Source organism: Wandonia haliotis (genome assembly GCF_039523435.1).
Taxonomy (GTDB): Bacteria; Bacteroidota; Bacteroidia; order Flavobacteriales_D; family Crocinitomicaceae; genus Wandonia; species Wandonia haliotis.
The window spans coordinates 239,878-261,652 of record NZ_BAAAFH010000007.1 but is presented as its reverse complement, the minus strand read 5'-3'; the positions used below and the strand labels follow the sequence as shown (position 1 = coordinate 261,652).

Genomic DNA, 21,775 nt, shown 5'->3' with positions numbered 1-21,775 from the left:
GGGCAAGAAACAGAACGATTCCGGTGCGAATATGAATATATTTCTGACATACGACTATGAACTTTTCTTTGGTAAGCCAGCCGGTTCGCTGGAGAAAAGTATCCTGTATCCCTCACAACTATTGATGGATCTGGCAGAAAAGCACGGGATCGGGATGACCTATTTTGTAGATGTAGGCTACCTGCTCCGGTTGGAAAAATTCAAAACCGAATTTCCGCAGCTCCAACAAGAATACGAACAGGTAGTGGAACAACTGAAAACCCTGCAAAAAAAGGGAAACGCTCTGCAACTGCACATTCACCCGCACTGGGAAAAATCCTGGTACGATGGGAAAGAGTGGATCATGGTAGTAGATAATTGCTACAAACTAACCGACTTTCAGGACGATGAAATTCTGGAAATAGTAACGCGGTACAAGCAAAAACTGGAAGCAATTTCAGAAAAACCGGTGCAGGGATTCCGGGCGGGAGGATGGTGTCTGCAACCATTTGACCGGATCAGACCGGCTTTTATGAAAAACAACATTCGCTTAGATTCAACCGTTTATCCCGGTGCTTATTTCGAAACGGAACACTATTTCTATGATTTCAGAACAGCGCCCGGAGACAAAGGACACTACCGTTTTGAAGACGATTTGTGTAAAGAAAATGAGCAGGGCTTTTTTACAGAATACCCGATTGCCAGTTGGAAATACAACCCGCTTTTTTACTGGCAGCTGTATGGCTGGGGTCGGTTGCGTCCCGACCGTCATAAAATGATCGGAGACGGAATGTTTATTCCGCAGCCCGGTAAAAAATACACCAACCTGACGCGTTCGGGGTGGAACCACGTAAGTTGTGACGGGTACTACGCTTCCGTTCTCAAAAAAGTAACAAAAACCTATGCAGCGAAAGGGAGAACAGATCTTGTTGTAATCGGTCACCCTAAATCCATGACCCGTTTCGGACTCGAAAAACTGGATACCTATATTGCCTACGCTAAAAAAAATCAACATAAATTCCGTACCTTTGATGATCTGATATAAGGTCATGAAAATCATCCGGAAAATTATAGCAGCCCCATTTATTCTGTTGATCCGAATATACCAGTGGGTCATCAGTCCGATCTTACCGAACAGTTGTCGCTACGAACCGACGTGTTCGAATTATGCAATCGAAGCCATTCGTCGTTGTGGTGTAATTAAGGGCACATACCTTGGAGCAAGAAGAATCGCTTCCTGCCATCCATGGGGAGGTTCCGGTTACGATCCCGTTCCGGAAAACTGTAGTTGTAAAAAACATAAATAAACCCGTCTGACATGATAAAAGTAATCGGTTGTGCAATCGCTTTACTCACCGTAGCAGCTTCCTGTAGCACGACAGGAAAGTTGGTGCAGATCCCGCGTCCCGAAACAGCTTTGTACCCGTTTTCACAAGTAGAACCTTCCATTGCGATCAATCCGGTCAATCCGGATCAGATGATCGTCGGAACCGTGATGGACGACTACCATTATTCAGAGGACGGAGGGAAAACCTGGAAATCGTTTACATTACAATCTCCATTGGGCGTGTACGGAGATCCGGTCATGCTCATTGATAATACCGGGCGTTACTACTATTTTCATCTTTCCAATCCTCCTGACGGTCAGTGGCTGGATCGTATCGTTTGTCAGAAAGCAGATGCAATCGGAGGTGAATTTGATGCGGGAACGTCATTTGTGCCGAATGGAAAAGTACACGATAAACACTGGGTTGACTTTGACCCCGTATCAGGAACCATCTACATGTCATGGACCCAATTCGATAAATACGATTCCAAAGACCCGGCGGATTCTTCCGTCATTCTTTTCTCCCGCTCTGTGGACAGAGGAGAAACCTGGTCGGCTCCCGAGCGGATTTCGTATCACGCAGGAGATTGCCTGGATGGTGATAACACCGTAGAAGGTGCTGTGCCGGCTGCCGGACCCAATGGTGAAGTCTATGTAGCGTGGACAGGTCCGCAGGGGATTATGCTCAATACATCTGCTGACGGAGGGAAAACCTGGTTGGAAAAAGAAACCAAAGTCATTGATCATCCGGGAGGGTGGAGTATTGATGTTCCGGGGATCAACCGCTGTAACGGATTGCCTATTCTGGTATGTGACAGAAGCGATTCTCCGCACAAAGGGACTTTGTACATCAATTGGGCAGACCAGAAAAACGGAGAAGATGATACAGACATCTGGTTGATTAAAAGTACCGACGGTGGAGCAACCTGGAGCGAACCCAAACGTGTAAATGATGACGAACCGGGAAAACACCAGTTTTTTACCTGGTTAACCGTTGACCAGTCTACCGGATACCTGTACACCGTATTTTTTGACAGAAGAAACCATAACGATCATGGAACGGATGTCTATATGGCATACTCCCGGGATGGGGGAGAAACCTTTACCAATGTGAAAATTTCGGAGAAACCCTTTTACCCCGATGCAGACATGTTTTTCGGAGATTACAACAACATTGCAGCAGTAAACGGAGAGATTCGTCCGGTATGGCCCCGGATGGACGAGGGTAAAATTTCGTTGTGGATTGCACGGATCCGCGAATCCGATCTGAAGTAAAAGACACGGGAGGCTTCTCTTCCTGCCCTTGCGAAAATTTTCTAACTTTAAGCCCAAATTGGAACAAGATGACTATTATCAAAGAAATCAAAAATAATGTATTGTGGATTCGGTTGAACCGTCCGCAGGTATTCAACTCATTCAATCAGGAAATGGCTTTTGCTGTTCAGGGAGCACTGGATGAAGCGGTAACTAATAGAGATATCAGAGCTGTAGTTATTACCGGGGAAGGAAAAGCATTTTGTGCCGGACAGGATCTGGCAGAAGCTACCGATCCGAATGGTCCGGAGTTGCAATCAATCGTAGCAAAACATTACAACCCGATAATAGGAAAAATACGTACCATTGAAAAACCGGTGATTGCTGCTGTAAATGGTGTGGCAGCTGGAGCAGGAGCAAATATAGCACTGGCGTGTGATATCGTCTTTGCCGGTAATTCCGCTTCATTTATTCAGGCGTTTTCAAAAATCGGATTGATTCCGGACAGCGGAGGAACATTTTTTCTACCCCGTTTGATCGGTTTTCAGAAAGCAATGGCCTTGATGATGACCGGGGACAAAGTAATTGCCGAAGAAGCGGAGCGCATGAACATGATCTATAAATCAGTTGGTGATGAAATGCTGATGGAAACCGTTGAGAAATTTGCCGAGCAACTGGCAAAAATGCCAACCCGTGGATTAGGTCTGACAAAGATCGCCATGAACGCATCCATGACCAACAACCTTTCCCAGCAACTCAAAGTAGAAGAGGAGTTACAGACACAGGCGGGAAGTACCTACGATTTTCAGGAAGGTACGACAGCGTTCCTTGAAAAACGCAAACCGGAATTTAAAGGAGAATAAAAAACAAACGAAATAGAGTTTAGCATGATACAGGTAGGAGTTTTGGGTGCCGGAACGATGGGAAGTGGTATTGCCCAGGTCGCTGCAACAGCGGGACATCAGGTTGTACTGGTAGATGTAAATGAACAGCAACTGGAAAAAGCAAAAAATGCGCTTACGAAAATTCTTTTCAGACTGGTTGAAAAAGGAAAACTTTCGGACAATGAAGCCAATGATGTTTTGAGACGGATCACCTTTTCATCTTCCCTGGAGGACTTTGCAGGTTCGGGAATAGTCATTGAGGCGATTGTCGAAAATCTGAAAATAAAGAACGAAGTTTTCCGTAATCTGGAAACCATAACAGGAGCGGATTGCATCCTGGCGACCAACACATCCTCACTTTCTGTAGCCTCTATTGGTGCTGTTCTGAACAATCCGGGACGGATTATCGGAATTCATTTCTTTAATCCGGCACCGCTAATGCCACTGGTAGAGATCATCCCTGCCGTACAAACGACAGAAACCACATTGCAGACTGCAAAACAGTTGATTGACAGTTGGCGAAAAGTAACCGTACTCACAAAAGATACTCCCGGGTTTATTGTAAACCGCGTTGCCCGTCCGTTTTACGGGGAAGCATTGCGTATTTACGAAGAAGGAATTGCCGATTTTGCTACGATTGACTGGGCAATGACCGAACTGGGAGGATTCCGCATGGGACCTTTCACCTTAATGGATTACATCGGGAACGACATCAACTATACAGTGACTGAAACTGTTTTTGCAGCTTTCTATTACGATCCGCGCTACCGGCCTTCGTTGACACAAAAACGCCATTCGGAAGCCGGATACCTGGGACGTAAATCAGGGAGAGGATACTATAACTATGCAGAAGGAGTAACCTTACCCGAACCCGTAAAAGATGAAAAACTGGGGAAAGAAATTCTGGATCGTATCCTGGTGATGTTGATGAACGAAGCTATCGATGCCCTGTTCCTCAATATTGCTTCCAAAAAAGACATTGATCTGGCGATGACCAAAGGCGTAAACTATCCGAAAGGTTTGTTGCAGTGGGCGGAAGAAGCAGGACTTGAATGGGTGCTGGAAAAATTAACAGCTTTACAAGACGAATACGGAGAAGATCGCTACCGTCCCAGTCCGTTATTGAAACGAATGGTTCGAAACGGAGAAACACAATTCAAAGACTAAACACAGGCGAGGTAAATGAATGGCACAATTACTCGATACGCCAATAGAATATCTGAAAGGAGTTGGTCCGCAGCGGGGTGAGATTCTTCGGAAAGAAGCGAAGATCTTTACCTTTCGGGATCTGCTCCATTATTTCCCTTTTCGCTATATTGATAGGACAAAGTTTCATGCGGTGCGGGATGTTCCTGCTACTGAAGGATATGTCCAGCTGAAAGGGCGAATATCTGGTGTGACCGTAACCGGAGCCGGAAGAGGAAAGCGACTGAATGCTAAATTTACCGATGGTTCCGGAGTGGTGGATCTGGTTTGGTTTCAGGGTGTGAAATACATTCAGGGTTCACTCAATCCTGCCAAAACCTATATTCTTTTCGGAAAAGCCAAACTATTTGGCGGAAAATGGTCTGTTCCACACCCCGAACTGGAGGTTTTTGAAGAAAATACAGCTGCTGGAAAGCAATTACAGCCGGTATACCCGAGCGGAGAGAAAATGTCTGCCAAAGGATTAAATTCCAAAGGGATCGAAAAACTGACACGTACATTGTTTGAACATATCACAGTTGCCATTCCCGATTATTTTCCACCGGATTTTCTCCAAAAAAACAACCTCATTGACCGGAATACAGCGTTACGGAATATTCATTTCCCTTCTGGCCCTGCCATGGCTGAAAAAGCCCGTTTCCGCCTCAAGTTTGAAGAATTATTCTTCTTGCAATTGGAATTGATCATTCGCAAAGAAATTGGTAAACAGAGAAACAAAAGTTTTGTGTTTACAGAAGTAGGGCACACCTTCCTCGATTTTTATGAGAACTACCTTCCGTTTCCTTTGACCAATGCCCAAAAACGCGTGATAAAAGAAATTCGCTCCGACTTTCACACAGGAAGCCAGATGAACAGGTTGCTCCAGGGAGATGTCGGGAGTGGAAAAACCGTTGTGGCGCTCTTGACCATGCTGATAGCTGTAGGAAATGGTTACCAGACAGCCCTTATGGCACCTACGGAAATTCTTGCCAATCAACATTATCTTTCGTTGAAAGAAATGGTAAAGGATATGCCCGTTCGGATAGAACTGCTGACGGGATCAACCAAAGCGGCGGCGAGGAAAGAACTTCACGCGGGGTTGGAAAGCGGAGAAATTCACATATTGGTAGGAACACATGCACTCCTTGAACCAAAAGTGAAATTTAAAAATTTAGGCTATGCCGTAATTGACGAACAACACCGCTTTGGTGTCGCTCAACGGGCAAAATTCTGGAAAAAAAATACCCTTCCTCCGCATATTCTGGTGATGACAGCAACTCCCATTCCGAGAACACTCGCCATGTCTTTTTACGGTGATCTGGATGTTTCGGTAATTGACGAATTGCCACCGGGAAGAAAACCTGTTTCAACGGTACATTACTTCGAAAGTCAGCGTTTGAAAGTATTTGGATTTATCGAAGAAGAAATCCGAAAAGGAAGACAGGTGTATATCGTTTATCCGTTAATTTCGGAATCTGAAACACTGGATTACCAGAACCTGATGCAGGGGTACGAAGCCATTACCCGTCGATTCCCGTTGCCGGACTATAAAGTCAGTGTGGTGCACGGACAGATGAAAGCAGAAGATAAGGATTGGGAAATGGCGCGATTTGTTAATGGTGAAACACAAATCATGGTAGCGACCACAGTTATTGAGGTAGGTGTGAATGTTCCCAATGCATCCGTTATGATTATTGAGTCGAGCGAACGTTTCGGACTTTCCCAGTTACACCAGCTTCGGGGACGTGTCGGAAGAGGTGCAGAGCAGTCGTACTGTATTCTCATGTCAGGAAATAAACTCAGTAACGAAGCCAAAACCCGCCTTTCGACCATGTGTGCAACCAATGACGGTTTCCGCATTGCCGAAGTGGATCTGGAGCTGCGGGGTCCCGGAGACATCATGGGAACACAGCAGAGCGGAATTCTTGATCTGCAGATTGCCGACCTGGCAAAAGACGGACAGATTCTGACCATCGCGCGTGCAACTGCTTTTGAACTGGTCGAAAAAGATCCACAACTGGCAGAAGCACAACATGCAGGGATCCGGAAAAAACTGAACCAACAACTCAAAGGCAAGCCCAACTGGAGTAAAATAGCCTGACCACACACTTTTCCCGTAACGATTTCGTTCTGATTACGTAGAATCAGGAATAAACAAGCGAAAGTATGCGATATGTAGTGTTGGTGGTCATGGTATTAGCTGCTGTTACAGGTAAGGCTCAAATGACCGGGGAAATTAAAGACGATGGACGAAAAATGCTAACTCCGTTTAACTACTTACTGAAAGGAAATCAGGAAGGAGTAGTGGTCGTGGAGATAGCCGTTAACATAGACGGAGATGTAACTTCTGTACAGGTCATCCGAAACGAATCCACCATTGTTTCTATTCCCACGCACATGATGGTGAAAGAGAAAATAAAAACACTGAAATTTGAAAAAGGATACCATTATCCCAAGTTTCACAGAGCCCGTCTTCGGGTTATGATCGAAAAAGAAGAATAAGCTGACTAGCGGATAGTCTTTCGAGCCAGGTAAAACAACTCAAAGAATGGATTAATTCCCGGCTTGAAAGTTGCTTCCTGATGAATAGAAAGGACGCCGTTTTGTAACGTAAGCTGGCAATCCAGTTGCTCAAAAGCGGCTGTGAAACGATCCAGTGCGCGTAATTCGGGATAAAGTCCCAAAGCCACCGATTTAAAAGGTTCATCAATTCTCAATACCGTTTGTGGAATTCCTGAAACAGCAAAAATCACCGGTTTTCCAGAGGATATATGTGTGAAGGGAGCGTTGTAAAGAGAGAAAACAGATCCGGAATCCTGAACTGAAAGTTGAATTTTTCCTGCCAGATCTATGCTTGAAGAATCACTACTGTATTGTATGTTTTCGGGAAGTAATTTTTCGCCGGTATACCCCAGGTAATGCAGGTGAAGCGAAAAAACAGGTTCCGGTTTTTTGGTTTTGGGGTTGATCAGTACCCCGTAATAATTCATCTCTACCCCACGAACAGATTCCCAAAAATCTACAGACACATAGTCCCGGATATAAGGCGTAAGCAAATCCTTACTTGCCTGATTGGTTGCCGTAGCAAGATAAAAAGCCCGGGGATCCTTTTTCAGAACCGTTGAGATCGGAGTGAAGTCATAAGGAGAAGACAGGCTTCCGGAAAAGGTAATTTTGTTTTCTGCCACGTGATAACCCAGTTGTGTAGCTTTCTTCTCCTTGGAGTACAATAGAAACGGAGAGGGATTTTCCTGTTGTTTTTCTTCCCGGTTAAAGAACGATTCTTCTCCGCTTCCCGAGGGAGAAAATTCTTTTTCCAGCAAAGCCGTAATTTCCTGTTCAGGTAAGGTCGGAGAGTAGGCGACAACTCCCGAATACGCATTGTTGTGAAAAACAAAACCCGATAAAACGTTCTCCTGTCTTTTGCTAAACGCAACAAAATCAGTAACAGAAGAAAGCGAAAAATACAAGAGATACAATGGTTCGTTTTTTTCTTTCCGGTAGGAGAAGTAAAACGGAGACAGAAGATTGATCCCTGATGAGGTTTCCTGTAGCATCTCCTCATCCATCTTAAAAATAAGCCGTTCTTCTTCTGTTAGAGTGGTGTCCAGTACAGGTGAAAGAATTGCATGACGAAGAAAGTAAGCGGGATGAAACTCAGCTACATATTCTGCGTTTTCGCGAACAAGCGATCGGGTCAGTGTAGGAGATTCCGTTTTTACGGCAAATAGAATAAAGACAACTGAAGCTAACAATACAAATGCAGCTGTGATCCCGGTTCCATATATCCAACGATTCTTCATTCCACTGTAAATTTAGCATTATTGGCGATTTCGATTAACTTTGTTCTAAAAAAAGGATGAAGCGAATTTCTGCATTTATCTTGAAATTGTTTGGTTGGAATATGAACTATGATATTCCGGAAGAAGTACATCGTTCGGTTTTGGTTTCGGCTCCCCACACCAGTAACTGGGACTTTGTAGTAGGGCGTCTGGCGATGTGGGCATACGGGATTGATGTGAAAATTCTGATCAAAAAAGAGCTGTTCTTTTTCCCGATGGGTTGGTTCTTGAAAGCATTGGGAGGAATCCCTGTGAACCGAAAAGGAGGGGCTACCAATATTACCGGACAAATTGCGAAAAAATTTAAAGATCAGGAGAAGTTGTGTGTTATGTTTACTCCGGAAGGTACTCGATCCTACAATCCGAACTGGAAAAAAGGATTTTATTACCTGGCATTGAAAGCGAACGTTCCTATTTTTCTGGGATACGTTGATTACGAACGAAAGATCGGAGGAATAGCCAAGAAGTTCATACCTACCGGGGACGTAGAGAAAGATATAGCAGAAATCCAGGCGTTTTACAGAGATTACAAAGGAAAGTTTCCGGAGAAAGGAATCCGTTAAGATGATTTTTTATCATCTATTTGTCCTGTCTTCTTATTGTATCCGTAGGGACAATGCCGGCAACCGCTTTTACAACAATACCCTCTTTTTAAATGGTAAGCAGCTTTGAAAACAATATACCCCTCTTCGCTGAGGTAATAATCTTCGTCGTCAAGTTGCTTGCGTTTGGAAAAACCGGACATATCATCACTCATACTGCAAAAATAAAGCAAATTTATGTTGGACACATCAAAATCTTTGATTCAGGTACTTGCTGATCCGAAAGGAATCCTGAAAGGTGTGGAAGTAATAGTAAAACGGGATGACCTGATAGATCCGGTTGTGTCCGGTAATAAATGGCGAAAGCTGAAATACAATATCCGGGAAGCGGAACGACGAAAAAATGAGCGTATTCTTACGTTTGGCGGAGCGTATTCAAATCATCTTATAGCAACGGCAAAAGCAGCGGCAATGGCAGGAATTCGTTGCATTGGAATTGTGCGGGGAGAGGAACTGGACGAATTCAGTAACCCGACGCTCAGTAGTTGTGCTGATTTTGGGATGCAACTTGTCTTTATTTCGCGGGATGAATACCGGATGCGGAATGATAAAATGTATTTGGAGCAATTGCATGAAGCGTATGAAAACACCTTTATTATCCCGGAGGGAGGAGCTAACTATTTCGGGATGATCGGTTGTCAGGAAATCTGGAAGGAAATACAGGGGATGTCATTCTCCCGAACCTATGTTGCTGCAGGTACAGGTACAACAGCTGCCGGACTTTTATCCGCTTTACCGGAAGGTAATCATCTGCATGTTGTTTCTGCGTTGAAAGGAGACTTTATGCCCGGTGAAATCCGGAACCATTTGCACTATGCCTTTTTTGATGAGGAGTTGACAGCAGATTTGATGAAAAACTGTACCATTTACGATGATAGCGTATGGGGAGGGTATGGTAAGCTGGATGATCGTCTGACCGGGTTCGTGGATTTTGTGATGAAGGAATTTGATCTGCCGCTGGATAAGGTATACACAGCCAAGGCTTTTTTCAGACTTCTGCAACACATTGAGGAAGGAGCAATACAACCGGGAGAGAAAGTTCTTTTCATTCATACCGGCGGACTTCAGGGGAATTGATGAGGTTATAAACACTCCTGAAAAAGTTTTCAACAATTTTTGTAACCATTGTGAATAACTCCCGTAATAGGAGATACAAACAACAGGACAATGGTTAAAAACATAATACTGATATCACTGATAGTACTGACAGGGTTTTCTGCGTTTGCTGATGCACCGTCGCGGATTTCGAGAGAACAGTACATAGAGATGTGGAAGGATGTTGCTATCCGTAATATGGTTGAATATAAAATTCCGGCGAGTATAACACTGGCACAAGGGATTTTGGAGAGTGGATACGGAAACAGTGATTTGGCACGTGAGGCGAATAATCATTTCGGTATCAAGTGTCACGACTGGAAAGGGGCGAAATTCTTCAAAGACGATGATAAAAAAGATGAATGTTTCAGAAGTTATAAAGATGCTTCGGAGTCGTACCGGGATCACAGTTTGTTTTTAACTTCCCGTTCGAGGTATGCTTCTCTTTTTGAATTAAAGCAAACCGATTATAAGGGCTGGGCCAAAGGACTGAAAAAAGCGGGATATGCAACCAATCCGAAATACGCAGATTTACTGATTGACCTGATTGAAAAGAATGACCTACAGAAGTTTGATAAAGAAGGGTACGGAGTAGAACGGATAGAGGAGGTAGAAGTAAAACCTTCCCAAGAAATTGTTCTGAAACCGACCAAAACAGAAACAACCGTAAAAGAATCTACAGTAGTGGTAAAGACGGCAAAAACACATCAGGTTTTTAAGCGTAACAAAACAAAATATGTTGTTGCAGGAAAAGGAGATACGTTCTACCGGATTGCACGCGAATTTGAAATGACTTTGTCACAGTTGTACAATTACAACGATTTCGATAAGCATAAAGACGTACTTGAAGAAGGAGATATTGTATATCTGCAACCGAAAAAGGGGAAATCCATGGCGAAGGAACAGCGAAGAATTTCGGACGGAACCATGAATTATATTGAAATCTCTCAGCAGGAGGGAATCAAACTGACAAAATTGATGAAAAAGAATAATGTTACCAACCCGGAAGTAACCCCGGAAAAAGGTAAAATGATCTTCCTCAGATAACTTCCTTAACAATAGGACTTGAGGTTTTTAGTTTGTTGTTGTTTGTTAAAAACGGGAGCGTATGGCTTCCGTTTTTTTTTGTTTATAGGATTCCAATAGTTGAGAGCTAATATTTAGAGGGGTATTCTGTGAATCTGCCCGATTCTTATTATTTTAATGGATTGAAAGATCTAAATCACCATGAAACCATCTAATGAATTATTTAAACTGATTAAGTCGCTGACAAAATCTGAAAAGCGATTCTTCAAGTTGTCATCGTCGCTGCAAAGTGGTGATAAAAACTATCTTAAACTCTTTGATTACATTGAGAAACAGGAAGTTTATGACGAAGAAGAAGTCAAAAAGTACTTTAAGGAAGAGCGTTTTATCCAACATCTTCCTTCCGAAAAGAATCACTTATACAAACTGATTCTGAAAAGTTTGCGCTCATTTTACAGTGAGCAATCCGTGAGTAGTATTCTTAAACAGGAATTAAAGAATATTGAAATTCTGTTCAAAAAAGCATTGTACAAAGAATGCGAGAAATTTGTGCGGAAAGCCAAGAAGATAGCGATAGAACACGAGAAGTTTTACTATTGGTTCGAATTGCTAGCCTGGGAAAAGAAATTACTGGAAGAAGCCTACGAATCAGGGGAGTTTGATCTCGATGTTGATAAACTCATTCGGGAAGAAGAAGAAGTAATAGCGAAGCTCCGGAATCTGGCAGAGTATCAGATTCTTTATTCGAAAATCAATTACGTATTTCGCCGGGGTGGATTTACACGGAATGAGGCCGAGAAAAAAGTTGTGGACGATATTGCCAATTACCACCTGATAAAAGGGAAGAATACGGCGATATCTACGCGTGCAACGACGATTTGTTATTACATAAAGGGATTGTGTAGTGCAACCAACAGAGATTATGCAGACAGTTATGTCTTTTTCAATAAAGTAAAGACAATACTGGATGGTAATACAAAAATCCGTGAGGACCTTGCGAAAAGATACCTTTTGACATTGTCCCATTTGCTGCGTTGCTATATCGATAGTTCGGACTATGAGAACGCTACGAAATTGATTGGAGAGATCCGGGCTCTGGAAGGGAAAAAGGGATTTGGTAATATGGGAGTGATGGTGAAAATCTTTGCTGTGAGTTACAGCTTTGAGATAACACTGTATAACCTTATTGGAGATTTTAATAAATCAGTAGACCTGATTCCACAACTGGAGAAGCAAATGGAATTGTATGGTGATAAGCTGAACAAGGAACAGATTATTACATTCTCCTTTCTGAAAGCATATTCGTATTTCGGTCTGGGAGAGTTCAAAAAGGCTTTGCATGAACTGAATGAGGTCTTAAATGATAATGAGCAGTTGTTGCGCCAGGATCTGTATGCGTTTGCCCGTCTGTTGAATCTGATGATTCATTATGAACTGGAGAATTATGAATTCCTGTCATACATTATCAAGTCAACCAATCGGTATATCAATAAAACGGAACGGGATTATACAATCGAAAATTACCTGATTAAACAGTTGAAGAAATTGGTGAAAGCACCGTCTCACGCTGCGAAAACCGAAATTTTTGAAAGGATGGAGCAGGATATGGAGGTATTGTTGAATAATCCGCAGGAAAGAGTTGTGCTGGAGTATTTTGATCTTCCGGCATGGGTACAGTCCCATTTGAAACATATACCCATGTCAGAAGTAATCCGGGAACGATTAAAAGCGTAGCCCGAGTGTTATAGCAATCTGATGTTTGTTTTCTGTAATTAACGCCAGATTGGTTGGGTCCGATGCGTTAAATGCATAGTAATCAATTTTTGTGTTGTGCAGACGGTATCCTGCGTCGATAAAGATCTTTTTCCAGCGGTATCCAATTCCTGCACTATAAAAATAGTGAGCTCCTCCGATATTGTTGACACTTTTATCATAAGGAGAAGGGTAGTAGGCAAATCCTACACGCGCCAAAAATGAAGGAGAGAACGCAAATTCCAATCCGGTTCTCAGGTTGACGGTTGTGCGATATAAATTACGGATTGCCTGATTTTCTGTTTCCCACGAAACAGCCATCATAGGATCACCTGAATTTCTGAAATTTCCTTTATTATAAGTAGCCAATTCAGCTTCTACGTTGATGGCAAGACGCTTCATAACAACATATCCCCCTGAGAATACAGCGCGAAGCGGGCTGGCAAAACGGTAAGAGAACTCTCCCTGTGGTTCAAAATTACTGGGAATTTCATAATATACTGTGTCGTGCGTGGCATTCATCCCCGTTCGATAGCTGTCTTTGAAGTGCATGATTGTTGGTGTGTGAAAGGCAACACCAATCCGAAGGTCTTCAATGGGGGCATAAATAACACCCAATTTGGCATTTACTCCTGTTCCTTTTGTTGTTTGTTGCCAGGTATATGTAAACGAGCGAAGGGAAACGCCTGCGGGTTCCGTTAATTCTTCCGTATGTGAATACTCTTCAATATAACGTGTGTTTTGAAAATTAATCGAACCTCCGATATAAAGTTTATTCAGATAATTTCCTGAAAAAGCAAGACTGTATTCGCCTATTCCTCCGCGGGTTTGTATGGATCGTTTGTGATACATATTGCCATTTGTTAAACGGGGTTGATAGGCAACTGTTCCTGAAGCGTCATATACTTCATCAATAGCATACGTATCCCAGGCAAGTGCAGAAGTGAAAGGTGTGTATTCATATAATAAACTGGGATCAACACCATAGGCCTGAGCTGCAAAAACATCAAGGAGAGAGTTAAATATTTCTCCTTCATAATAACGGTTCGAACTGAAATCTGCCAATCTGTTATAGGTAAAAGCAAATTGTAAATGACGCCAGCCTCTTGCTTTTGACTCTCGATTAGATGCAAAAAGAATTCCGATGTTGTCTACCTTAAGTCGATTAACAAAAGAATTACTGGTTGTACCCCCGAATTCTGTATTTGAACTAACACTGTAATTGTTCAGGGTAAATGAGAATTGATTTTGAGAAAACCGTCCAAGTCCTGCAGGATTGGAAGTACCTACCGAAAGGTCAGCGCCTAAAGCTCCGAAAGAACCTCCCATTCCTGTGTAGCGAGCTGTTCCACCAAAAAATGTTTGACTGTATCGAAGAGCGTCTACTTCGTTTTGTGCATGTGAGAAAGTGGCGATAGCTGTAAGCGCTATCGCCGAAATTATGTTTTTAACTTGCATGAAATTTCTTTTTAAGGTCTGCTAATTCCACTTCTTGAAGGACGGCTGGAACCGCTACCTGATGATGATCCGTTTGAATTACTTCGTGAAGGAGAACTGTAAGATCCTCTTGACGGACTGGAAGAAGGTGCAGAGTACGAACCTTTTGAAGGTCGTGAAGAAGGAGAATACGACCCTCCTCTGGATGGACTCGATGATGGAGACTTATACTCTCTTGATGGTGCAGTCGACTGAGGGCGTCCGTTAGAAGGAGAGGATGCCGGACGGCTGATCGTCGGAGAAGAAGTTCTTCCCGGAGCCGGAGAGGAGGTGTTATTTCTGTTCCACTGATTCTCAGACGGACGACTGGATGGTGTACGGTTGATCTGATTATCATTTCTTCTGTAATCCGAACCGTTATTTGTTGCCGGCTGTGATGTCGTATTAGGACGTGCGTAAGAATTGGCAGGAACTCTGGGAGAATTTGTCGCAGGTTTTGCAACATTTCTATCAAGTGTACCATTCACTCTTCTTACATCGGTATTGCTTCCTTTTGAAGAAGTAGAAACGCGCTCCGTTTCCGGAGTCCAGGGTTTCGCACTGGAGGTAAGACGTTCTGTTCGTGCAGGAGCTGCAAAATTAGAATTGGTAGTATTGCTACTCACTTTTCCAGGAGTTTTAGAAGCCAAAGTTGATGTTTCTGGTTTTCTGTTCACTGCCTTATCTACCTGCATAGGTTTCCCTGTTGATGGGTTGATAGCAGATTTTACTTTATTCGCACCTGTGTAAGGGGCTGAAGTTCCAGCCATAACAGGACGTTTCCCGACATAACTGTTTCCTTTTTGATAATATCCTCCTGCATTTAACGTGTAAGGAGTCATGCCTGCTCCACCGTTATTAATATATACGTTTCCGTAGATATTTGTCACGCCACCGTAGTAACCGCCATATCCACCGTATCCGTAACCATAAGGGTTATATCCGTATCCGTAATTCCAGGCGTAAGGGTTGTAACCATAACCGTATGGGTGATGACCATATCCCCAACCCCAGCTTGAATAAGGACTGTAGTTCCATCCGTAATACCAGGAGCTACCTCCCCAGAAAGGATCGTACCCCCAACCCCACCAAACGCGGTAAGGACGGTAAGAATAATAAGGAGAACCCCACGAAGAATAACTGTAGGGTCTGTCATAATAACGGTAATCATTTCCGTAATAATAGTTATTGATTACGGTACCTGATTGATAGGTGTTGTTATTGTCATTATATACAGTGTCTTCAGGATTGTAATAAGCTGCTTTTGTACCTGAATTACTCTCTTTCGAATATACATAGTTGGCGTAAGAAGCATCTGAATTGTCATTCGTATAGGTGTAAGATGAACCTGACGAGTAAACATCATCCTCAGCAATAAAAGAGGACTGTCGGCAGGAAACCAAAACCAAACCGATAGAGAGAAGAGCGAATAAACTACTGACCTTTTTCATAATTTACATATTTTTATGTAAAATCTGCTTTTACGCACAGAATTTTTACCTTTGTTCGCAGAATAAAGATACAAAAATTATACCAAAAATGGCGCAAAAATTTGCAAAAAGATCGGAAGATTACTCAAAGTGGTACAACGAACTGGTTTACCGCGCTGATTTAGCCGAGCATTCGGACGTTAGAGGATGTATGGTTATTAAGCCGTACGGATATGCGATTTGGGAAAAAATGCGTGATATTCTTGACGCTAAGTTTAAAGAAACAGGTCACTCGAATGCGTATTTCCCCTTATTTATTCCGAAATCTTACCTGAGCAAAGAGGCAAGTCACGTGGATGGCTTTGCAAAAGAATGTGCTGTGGTAACACATTACCGTCTTAAAAATGCAGAAGATGGATCGGGAGTTGTTGTTGACCCTGAAGCAAAACTTGAAGAAGAACTGATTGTACGACCTACGTCGGAAACAATTATCTGGAATTCATATAAAAACTGGATTCAGTCCTACCGCGATTTGCCTATTCTGATTAATCAATGGGCGAATGTTGTACGCTGGGAGATGAGAACTCGTTTGTTTTTGCGAACGGCTGAGTTCTTGTGGCAGGAAGGGCATACGGCACATGCAACCCGTCAGGAAGCGATTGCAGAAGCGGAACAGATGCTAGAGGTGTATGCCGATTTTGCTGAAAATTATATGGCAATGCCGGTAGTGAAAGGTCTGAAATCACCAAGTGAGCGATTTGCCGGAGCTGATGAAACATATTGTATTGAAGCGATGATGCAGGATGGGAAGGCATTACAGGCCGGAACATCCCATTTCCTTGGTCAGAATTTTGCGAAAGCGTTTGATGTTAAATTTACAGATAAAGAAGGGAAACAGGATTTTGTTTGGGCTACTTCATGGGGTGTTTCTACACGTTTGATGGGAGCCTTAATAATGACACATTCAGATGATGAAGGGCTTGTTTTGCCTCCGGCTCTTGCTCCAATTCAAGTGGCGATTGTTCCTATTTATAAGTCGCAGGAAGATTTGGACGCTATTTCGTTGAAAGTAGCCGAGCTAAACGGAAAGCTTCGTGTTAAAGGGATTTCTGTAAAGTTTGATGATGACGACCAGAAACGTCCGGGATGGAAGTTTGCGGAATACGAAGCAAAAGGAGTTCCGGTTCGTGTTGCTATCGGGCCGAGAGATCTGGCAGAAGGGAAAGCGGAAGTAGCCCGTCGGGATACGAAAGAGAAGAGTTCTGTTAGCTGGGATGGAATCGAAGATTATATTGAAAATCTATTAGAGGAAATTCAGACTTCACTTTTTGAAAGAGCAGCTAAATTCAGAGAAGAAAATATACGCAAGGTAGATTCATACGATGAGTTTAAAAAGGTGATTGAACAAGAAGGAGGTTTTATTCTTGCTCATTGGGATGGTACAGAAGAAACAGAAGAAAAAGTGAAGGCTGATACACAGGCGACAATTCGTTGCATTCCATTAGAAATGCCAAAAGAAGAAGGGAAATGTATGGTGACAGGAAAACCCTCGGCTGGACGTGTGATTTTTGCAAAAGCTTATTAAACCGGAAAGATGAAAGAAGAAAACCCACATGAGCGTTTGGTGCATTTGTTGAAAACAAAGTCTGCTTTGAAGCAGGATGTTTTTCGGACAACGCATGAGCAGTTTGCTATGCTAAAGACACTGATTGAAGAAGAAATCGGTATCCTTCGTGCACAAATCGATGATGATCGGGTACGTCTTTCGGTAATGAATTCAAGTGAATACGAAATACAGGTGGCAGTGGGAAGTGATGTGCTCATTTTCCACATGCACACCAATGTCTTTCGGTTTGATGATAACCATCCGATCTGGAAAACCTCTTATCTGGAAGAAGATAAAGATCTTGGATTCTGTGGTATCATTAATATTTACAACTTCCTGTATGATTCTTTTCATTACAGCCGGCAGAATGACCAGGGGTACCTTATTGGGAGGTTGCTAATAAATAAGGAAAAGCATTATCTGATGGAGGGGAAGGGAGAAATCGGTTACCTGTTCCGGGATTTTGTGAATGGTGTTTTAGGGCAGGATGAATTGCGACAGATTATTCAGCGTACTTTCTGTCATGCTCTGGAATTTGATATCTATACACCTCCTTACGATTTGGTGAGTCAAGTGACTGTTTATGACATGCAAAACCTGATTTCTGATTTGAAATTGAAAACCGGTAAACGTTTGGGATTCAGGTTTGAAATGGATGAGGATTAAAAAAAGTTTATTTTTTTTTGATTTCTGCTTTGCGAATTCAAAAAACTCAGTTATATTTGCACTCCCAAAATTCACGAGGGATTGACATATTGGCCCATTCGTCTAGTGGTTAGGACGCCAGGTTTTCATCCTGGAAACAGGAGTTCGATTCTCCTATGGGCTACGATATTTTAGAATTGTTCATTGATTTTTGGCCCATTCGTCTAGTGGTTAGGACGCCAGGTTTTCATCCTGGAAACAGGAGTTCGATTCTCCTATGGGCTACAGAGTTTTACTCAAAATAAAAATTAGTTTAGAAATTATGGCGAATCATAAGTCAGCATTAAAGAGAATTCGTTCAAACGACGCGAAGAGAATTAGAAACAAGTACGTGCACAAAACAACACGTAACGCAGTTAGAAGTCTTCGTTCAATGACAGACAAGAAGGAAGCAGAAGCGCTTTTACCATCCGTTATCGGTATGTTGGATAAATTAGCAAAGAAAAATGTTATCCACAAGAATAAAGCCGCTAACCTTAAGTCAAGTTTGACGGTTCACGTTAATAACTTGTAAGAAAAAGAAGTAACGATATTCGGGAGATCTGTTGATCTCCCTTTTTTGCTTTGTACCTATGGCTTTTAACGATGTAGCACCCGACTGGAAAGAGTTTATTGAGACGGAGTTTGAACAACCCTATTTTAAGAAGCTGTCTTCTTTTCTGAAAGAAGAGTATGAACAGCATACGATTCTTCCTCCGAAAACGAAAATATTTGCTGCTTTTGAAGCAACACCTCTTCACAATGTGAAAGTAGTAATTCTGGGGCAGGATCCCTATCCGACACCCGGACACGCACATGGCTTGTGTTTTTCTGTCCTTCCGGATGTATTTCCACTACCAAAATCCCTGAATAATATTTATAAAGAAATTAGTTCAGACCTGAATCAGAACCCTCCAAAAAATGGCTATCTGATGCACTGGGCAGAACAAGGTGTTTTTCTGCTGAATACGGTACTGACGGTTCGGAAAGGAGATCCACAGAGTCATGCTAATCAGGGATGGGAGGAGTTTACCGACAAGGTAATCGGAAAAATAAACGATTTACCACATCCGGTTGTCTTTCTTTTATGGGGAAGTCGGGCACAATCCAAAAAGATATTGATCGATACTAAAAAACACTATATCCTTGAAGCTCCGCATCCTTCTCCGTTAAGTGCGCACAGAGGATTTTTCGGTTGTCGCCATTTCAGTAAAACAAACGCTTTTTTGTTAGAGCGTAATTTAGAGCCAATCGCTTGGTAAATCAAACAAAGCATTATTTTTGCATAGTATGAACTTGAAGAATGATTTGATACTCCGGGCTGCAAAAGGAGAGATGACGGAACGTTATCCCGTGTGGCTGATGAGACAGGCAGGAAGAATTTTACCTGAATACAGAGCGGTAAGAAATTCGCTTTCCGGGTTTAAGGAACTGGTAGAAACACCGGAACTGGCGGCAGAGGTGACTATTCAGCCGGTGGATATTCTGGATGTGGATGCAGCCATTATTTTTTCGGATATTTTAGTGGTTCCTGAAGCGATGGGGCTGGAGTACCAGATGATCGAGAAAAAAGGTCCCTGGTTTGAAGAAACGATACGTTCAATAGATGATCTGAAAAAAGTAGACCTTACTATCGATGTGGAAGAACGACTGTCCTATGTACTGGAGGCAATCAAAATCACAAATAAAGAGCTAGGAGGACGCGTTCCTTTAATTGGTTTTGCCGGAGCGCCCTGGACAATCTTCTGCTACATGACCGAAGGTCAGGGATCGAAAACATTCTCAATAGCACGAAAAATACTGTATACAAATCCGGCTTTGGCACACGAATTGTTAGAAAGTATAACAACCGTGACAATTGATTACCTGAAAGCACAGGTAAAAGCCGGGGCACATATGCTACAGGTTTTTGATTCCTGGGCAGGTATTTTGGGACCGGATCAATATGAGGAATTCGGTTTACGTTATTTGAAAAGAATTGCGGATGCGATTACGGAAGTGCCGCTGACTTTATTCTCGAAAGGAGCGCATCATTCGTACACAGCACTGGCTCACCTGGATTGTAATACAATAGGTGTAGACTGGCAAATAGATATACGAAAAGCCAGAGAACTGACAGGAGATAGCAAAACCTTACAAGGTAATCTGGATCCATGTGCGTTGTATGCTTCGCATGAAAACGTGGCTGAATACACAAATAAAATGCTCAATAGCTTTGAGAATAAAAGACATATTGTAAATTTAGGCCACGGAGTTTACCCGGATGTTGATCCGGAGAAGGTAAAAACATTTGTACAAACGGTTAAAGAATTTAAACGTTAAAATTTGAACTATGAAAAAACTGATATTGACTCTTCCTATGTTCGTCGCTTTTGGACTACTGGCACAGGAAGGTGAAAATCTTGTAGAAAACGGAGGTTTTGAATCGATTGATAAAACGGTCAAGAAGTTAGGATCTATCCAGAATGCGGTTGGGTGGACACATCCTACCGGGGCAAAATCAGATGTTTTCGTTCCAAGTAAAAAAGTACCGGATGTAGATACGGAAAATAACCCATACGGAGGAGAGATTGCTAATGAAGGATCAAACTACGCTGGGATTATAACGTATTCGCACAACAATAAATTACCAAGAACTTACGTAACAACCAAGCTTTCTTCCCCGATGAAAAAAGGGATGAAGTATTGTGTTAAATTCTACGTTTCTCTTGCTGAGCTTTCTAAATACGCATCCAATAATATTGCTGCGAATTTCAGTAAAAAAGAGTTTGGTACGAGTGAGAAAACATCGATTATTGATGAATCACACGTAGTGGATTGGGAAAACAAGATTTTCAATGCTACTTTCGGTTGGGATCGTGTATGTGGAACCTATACTGCTGAGGGAGGAGAGAAATTCATTACAATAGGAAACTTCAAGAGTAATGAGGATACAAGAACTGAGCGCGTTAAGAAAGCAGCAGGAGTAAGAGGTACGCAGACAATTTCGGCATACTATTATCTGGATAACGTATCTGTACAGTTATTGGGGAATGACGAAAAATGTGATTGCGGAGTTGATAAGGGAATAGATTTCGGATCGACGGTAATCTTCTCAAAAAGTGATTACTTCCGTGATAACATGACGCTCGAGGAAAAAGTAGAAGCGAGTACGATCTACTTTGGTTTCGGTCAGGATATGGTTACAGGAGCAGCAAAACGTGACCTGGATCGTCTTGTTAAACTTATGGAAGAAAATCCATCTATGCGTTTGAAAATAGAAGGACACTCTGATGTTGAAGAAACAGCAATGGAAGAAGAGAAACCGGGAGTTTTCAAAGGGATTTCTCAGAAGCGTATCAACGCTGTGATCAAATACCTGATGGAACAGGGAGTTAATGATCTTCGTCTGGTTGGTTCAGATAGTGGAGATCGCAAGCCTTCGGATAGTTCTGAAACTTCGGATGACGAATTGAAACAGGCCAAGAATAGAAGAGTAGAGTTTAGAGTGATTAAATAAATTCCAGACTTTTAGATACTAAAAGGCTATCGCATCGCGGTAGCCTTTTTTGATTACACTTTGTATGAAACTTGAGGAAATAAAACAGCCCGTAGATTTTTCTACGGGCTGTTTGCATTGTAAATTCTGAATTC

At 42.5% G+C, this 21,775-nt stretch carries 21 protein-coding genes and 2 tRNA genes; 19 read left to right on the top strand and 4 right to left on the bottom strand.

The window, feature by feature from the left end:
* The first annotated feature begins 31 nt into the window (after window positions 1-31).
* The 7 genes from ABDZ97_RS07315 (at window position 32) to ABDZ97_RS07285 (ending at window position 7,131) form a co-directional block, all read left to right on the top strand.
* Window positions 32-1,024 (top strand): polysaccharide deacetylase family protein, encoded by a 993-nt coding sequence (locus tag ABDZ97_RS07315; protein ID WP_343786038.1) that lies wholly within the window; start codon window positions 32-34, stop codon window positions 1,022-1,024.
* A 4-nt stretch (window positions 1,025-1,028) separates the two neighbouring features.
* On the top strand, window positions 1,029-1,286 hold the full coding sequence (gene yidD, locus ABDZ97_RS07310) for a membrane protein insertion efficiency factor YidD (RefSeq protein WP_425542648.1): 258 nt from the start codon (window positions 1,029-1,031) through the stop codon (window positions 1,284-1,286).
* Between the two features lie 11 nt (window positions 1,287-1,297).
* On the top strand, window positions 1,298-2,581 hold the full coding sequence (locus ABDZ97_RS07305; protein ID WP_343786036.1) for a sialidase family protein: 1,284 nt from the start codon (window positions 1,298-1,300) through the stop codon (window positions 2,579-2,581).
* Between the two features lie 68 nt (window positions 2,582-2,649).
* Entirely contained in the window at window positions 2,650-3,423 is a 774-nt protein-coding gene (locus tag ABDZ97_RS07300) for an enoyl-CoA hydratase-related protein (protein ID WP_343786033.1), read from the top strand.
* 27 nt (window positions 3,424-3,450) lie between these two features.
* The gene (locus ABDZ97_RS07295; RefSeq protein WP_343786353.1) at window positions 3,451-4,611 is read left to right on the top strand and encodes a 3-hydroxyacyl-CoA dehydrogenase NAD-binding domain-containing protein; all 1,161 of its coding nucleotides are present in this window, start codon (window positions 3,451-3,453) and stop codon (window positions 4,609-4,611) included.
* 19 nt (window positions 4,612-4,630) lie between these two features.
* Window positions 4,631-6,730 (top strand): ATP-dependent DNA helicase RecG, encoded by a 2,100-nt coding sequence (recG, locus tag ABDZ97_RS07290; protein WP_343786031.1) that lies wholly within the window; start codon window positions 4,631-4,633, stop codon window positions 6,728-6,730.
* Window positions 6,731-6,795: 65 nt separating this feature from the next.
* Window positions 6,796-7,131 carry an energy transducer TonB gene (locus ABDZ97_RS07285; RefSeq protein WP_343786029.1) on the top strand — a complete coding sequence of 112 codons (336 nt, stop codon included), beginning with the start codon at window positions 6,796-6,798 and terminating at the stop codon, window positions 7,129-7,131.
* 5 nt (window positions 7,132-7,136) lie between these two features.
* Here the strand turns inward: ABDZ97_RS07285 and ABDZ97_RS07280 are convergent, their stop codons facing one another.
* On the bottom strand, window positions 7,137-8,432 hold the full coding sequence (locus ABDZ97_RS07280) for a hypothetical protein (RefSeq protein WP_343786027.1): 1,296 nt from the start codon (window positions 8,430-8,432) through the stop codon (window positions 7,137-7,139).
* 56 nt (window positions 8,433-8,488) lie between these two features.
* Here ABDZ97_RS07280 and ABDZ97_RS07275 point away from each other — a divergent pair, with 56 nt between their 5' ends.
* Window positions 8,489-9,034 (top strand): 1-acyl-sn-glycerol-3-phosphate acyltransferase, encoded by a 546-nt coding sequence (locus ABDZ97_RS07275; RefSeq protein ID WP_343786025.1) that lies wholly within the window; start codon window positions 8,489-8,491, stop codon window positions 9,032-9,034.
* Here ABDZ97_RS07275 and ABDZ97_RS07270 read toward each other — a convergent pair.
* Window positions 9,031-9,228: a C1orf53 family protein gene (locus tag ABDZ97_RS07270; protein WP_343786023.1), complete on the bottom strand. Its 198-nt coding sequence runs from the start codon at window positions 9,226-9,228 to the stop codon at window positions 9,031-9,033. The two genes, ABDZ97_RS07275 and ABDZ97_RS07270, sit on opposite strands and share 4 nt — an antisense overlap.
* Window positions 9,229-9,250: 22 nt before the next feature.
* Between ABDZ97_RS07270 and ABDZ97_RS07265 the strand changes: the two genes are divergently transcribed.
* From ABDZ97_RS07265 to ABDZ97_RS07255, 3 genes are all read left to right on the top strand, one after another.
* The gene (locus tag ABDZ97_RS07265; protein ID WP_343786021.1) at window positions 9,251-10,150 is read left to right on the top strand and encodes a 1-aminocyclopropane-1-carboxylate deaminase/D-cysteine desulfhydrase; all 900 of its coding nucleotides are present in this window, start codon (window positions 9,251-9,253) and stop codon (window positions 10,148-10,150) included.
* A 90-nt stretch (window positions 10,151-10,240) separates the two neighbouring features.
* On the top strand, window positions 10,241-11,215 hold the full coding sequence (locus ABDZ97_RS07260; protein ID WP_343786019.1) for a glucosaminidase domain-containing protein: 975 nt from the start codon (window positions 10,241-10,243) through the stop codon (window positions 11,213-11,215).
* Window positions 11,216-11,395: 180 nt separating this feature from the next.
* The gene (locus ABDZ97_RS07255) at window positions 11,396-12,928 is read left to right on the top strand and encodes a hypothetical protein (RefSeq protein WP_343786017.1); all 1,533 of its coding nucleotides are present in this window, start codon (window positions 11,396-11,398) and stop codon (window positions 12,926-12,928) included.
* Here the strand turns inward: ABDZ97_RS07255 and ABDZ97_RS07250 are convergent.
* Together ABDZ97_RS07250 and ABDZ97_RS07245 are read right to left on the bottom strand one after the other, a co-directional pair.
* Entirely contained in the window at window positions 12,917-14,404 is a 1,488-nt protein-coding gene (locus ABDZ97_RS07250) for an OmpP1/FadL family transporter (protein WP_343786015.1), read from the bottom strand. The two genes, ABDZ97_RS07255 and ABDZ97_RS07250, sit on opposite strands and share 12 nt — an antisense overlap.
* A gap of 11 nt (window positions 14,405-14,415) precedes the next feature.
* Complete coding sequence (locus ABDZ97_RS07245; RefSeq protein ID WP_343786013.1) at window positions 14,416-15,873, bottom strand: hypothetical protein; 1,458 nt, start codon at window positions 15,871-15,873, stop codon at window positions 14,416-14,418.
* Window positions 15,874-15,961: 88 nt separating this feature from the next.
* Between ABDZ97_RS07245 and proS the strand changes: the two genes are divergently transcribed.
* The 8 genes from proS (at window position 15,962) to ABDZ97_RS07205 (ending at window position 21,641) form a co-directional block, all read left to right on the top strand.
* Window positions 15,962-17,437 (top strand): proline--tRNA ligase, encoded by a 1,476-nt coding sequence (gene proS / locus ABDZ97_RS07240; RefSeq protein ID WP_343786011.1) that lies wholly within the window; start codon window positions 15,962-15,964, stop codon window positions 17,435-17,437.
* 9 nt (window positions 17,438-17,446) lie between these two features.
* Entirely contained in the window at window positions 17,447-18,124 is a 678-nt protein-coding gene (locus ABDZ97_RS07235) for a hypothetical protein (protein ID WP_343786009.1), read from the top strand.
* A 91-nt stretch (window positions 18,125-18,215) separates the two neighbouring features.
* A tRNA-Glu gene (locus ABDZ97_RS07230) sits at window positions 18,216-18,287 on the top strand.
* 29 nt (window positions 18,288-18,316) lie between these two features.
* Window positions 18,317-18,388: transfer RNA gene (locus tag ABDZ97_RS07225), tRNA-Glu, on the top strand.
* Window positions 18,389-18,425: 37 nt separating this feature from the next.
* Entirely contained in the window at window positions 18,426-18,677 is a 252-nt protein-coding gene (gene rpsT, locus ABDZ97_RS07220; RefSeq protein WP_343786007.1) for a 30S ribosomal protein S20, read from the top strand.
* Between the two features lie 58 nt (window positions 18,678-18,735).
* Complete coding sequence (gene ung / locus ABDZ97_RS07215) at window positions 18,736-19,404, top strand: uracil-DNA glycosylase (RefSeq protein ID WP_343786005.1); 669 nt, start codon at window positions 18,736-18,738, stop codon at window positions 19,402-19,404.
* Window positions 19,405-19,432: 28 nt separating this feature from the next.
* Entirely contained in the window at window positions 19,433-20,464 is a 1,032-nt protein-coding gene (hemE, locus tag ABDZ97_RS07210) for a uroporphyrinogen decarboxylase (protein WP_343786003.1), read from the top strand.
* Between the two features lie 10 nt (window positions 20,465-20,474).
* Window positions 20,475-21,641 carry an OmpA family protein gene (locus ABDZ97_RS07205; RefSeq protein ID WP_343786001.1) on the top strand — a complete coding sequence of 389 codons (1,167 nt, stop codon included), beginning with the start codon at window positions 20,475-20,477 and terminating at the stop codon, window positions 21,639-21,641.
* Window positions 21,642-21,775 lie beyond the last annotated feature (134 nt).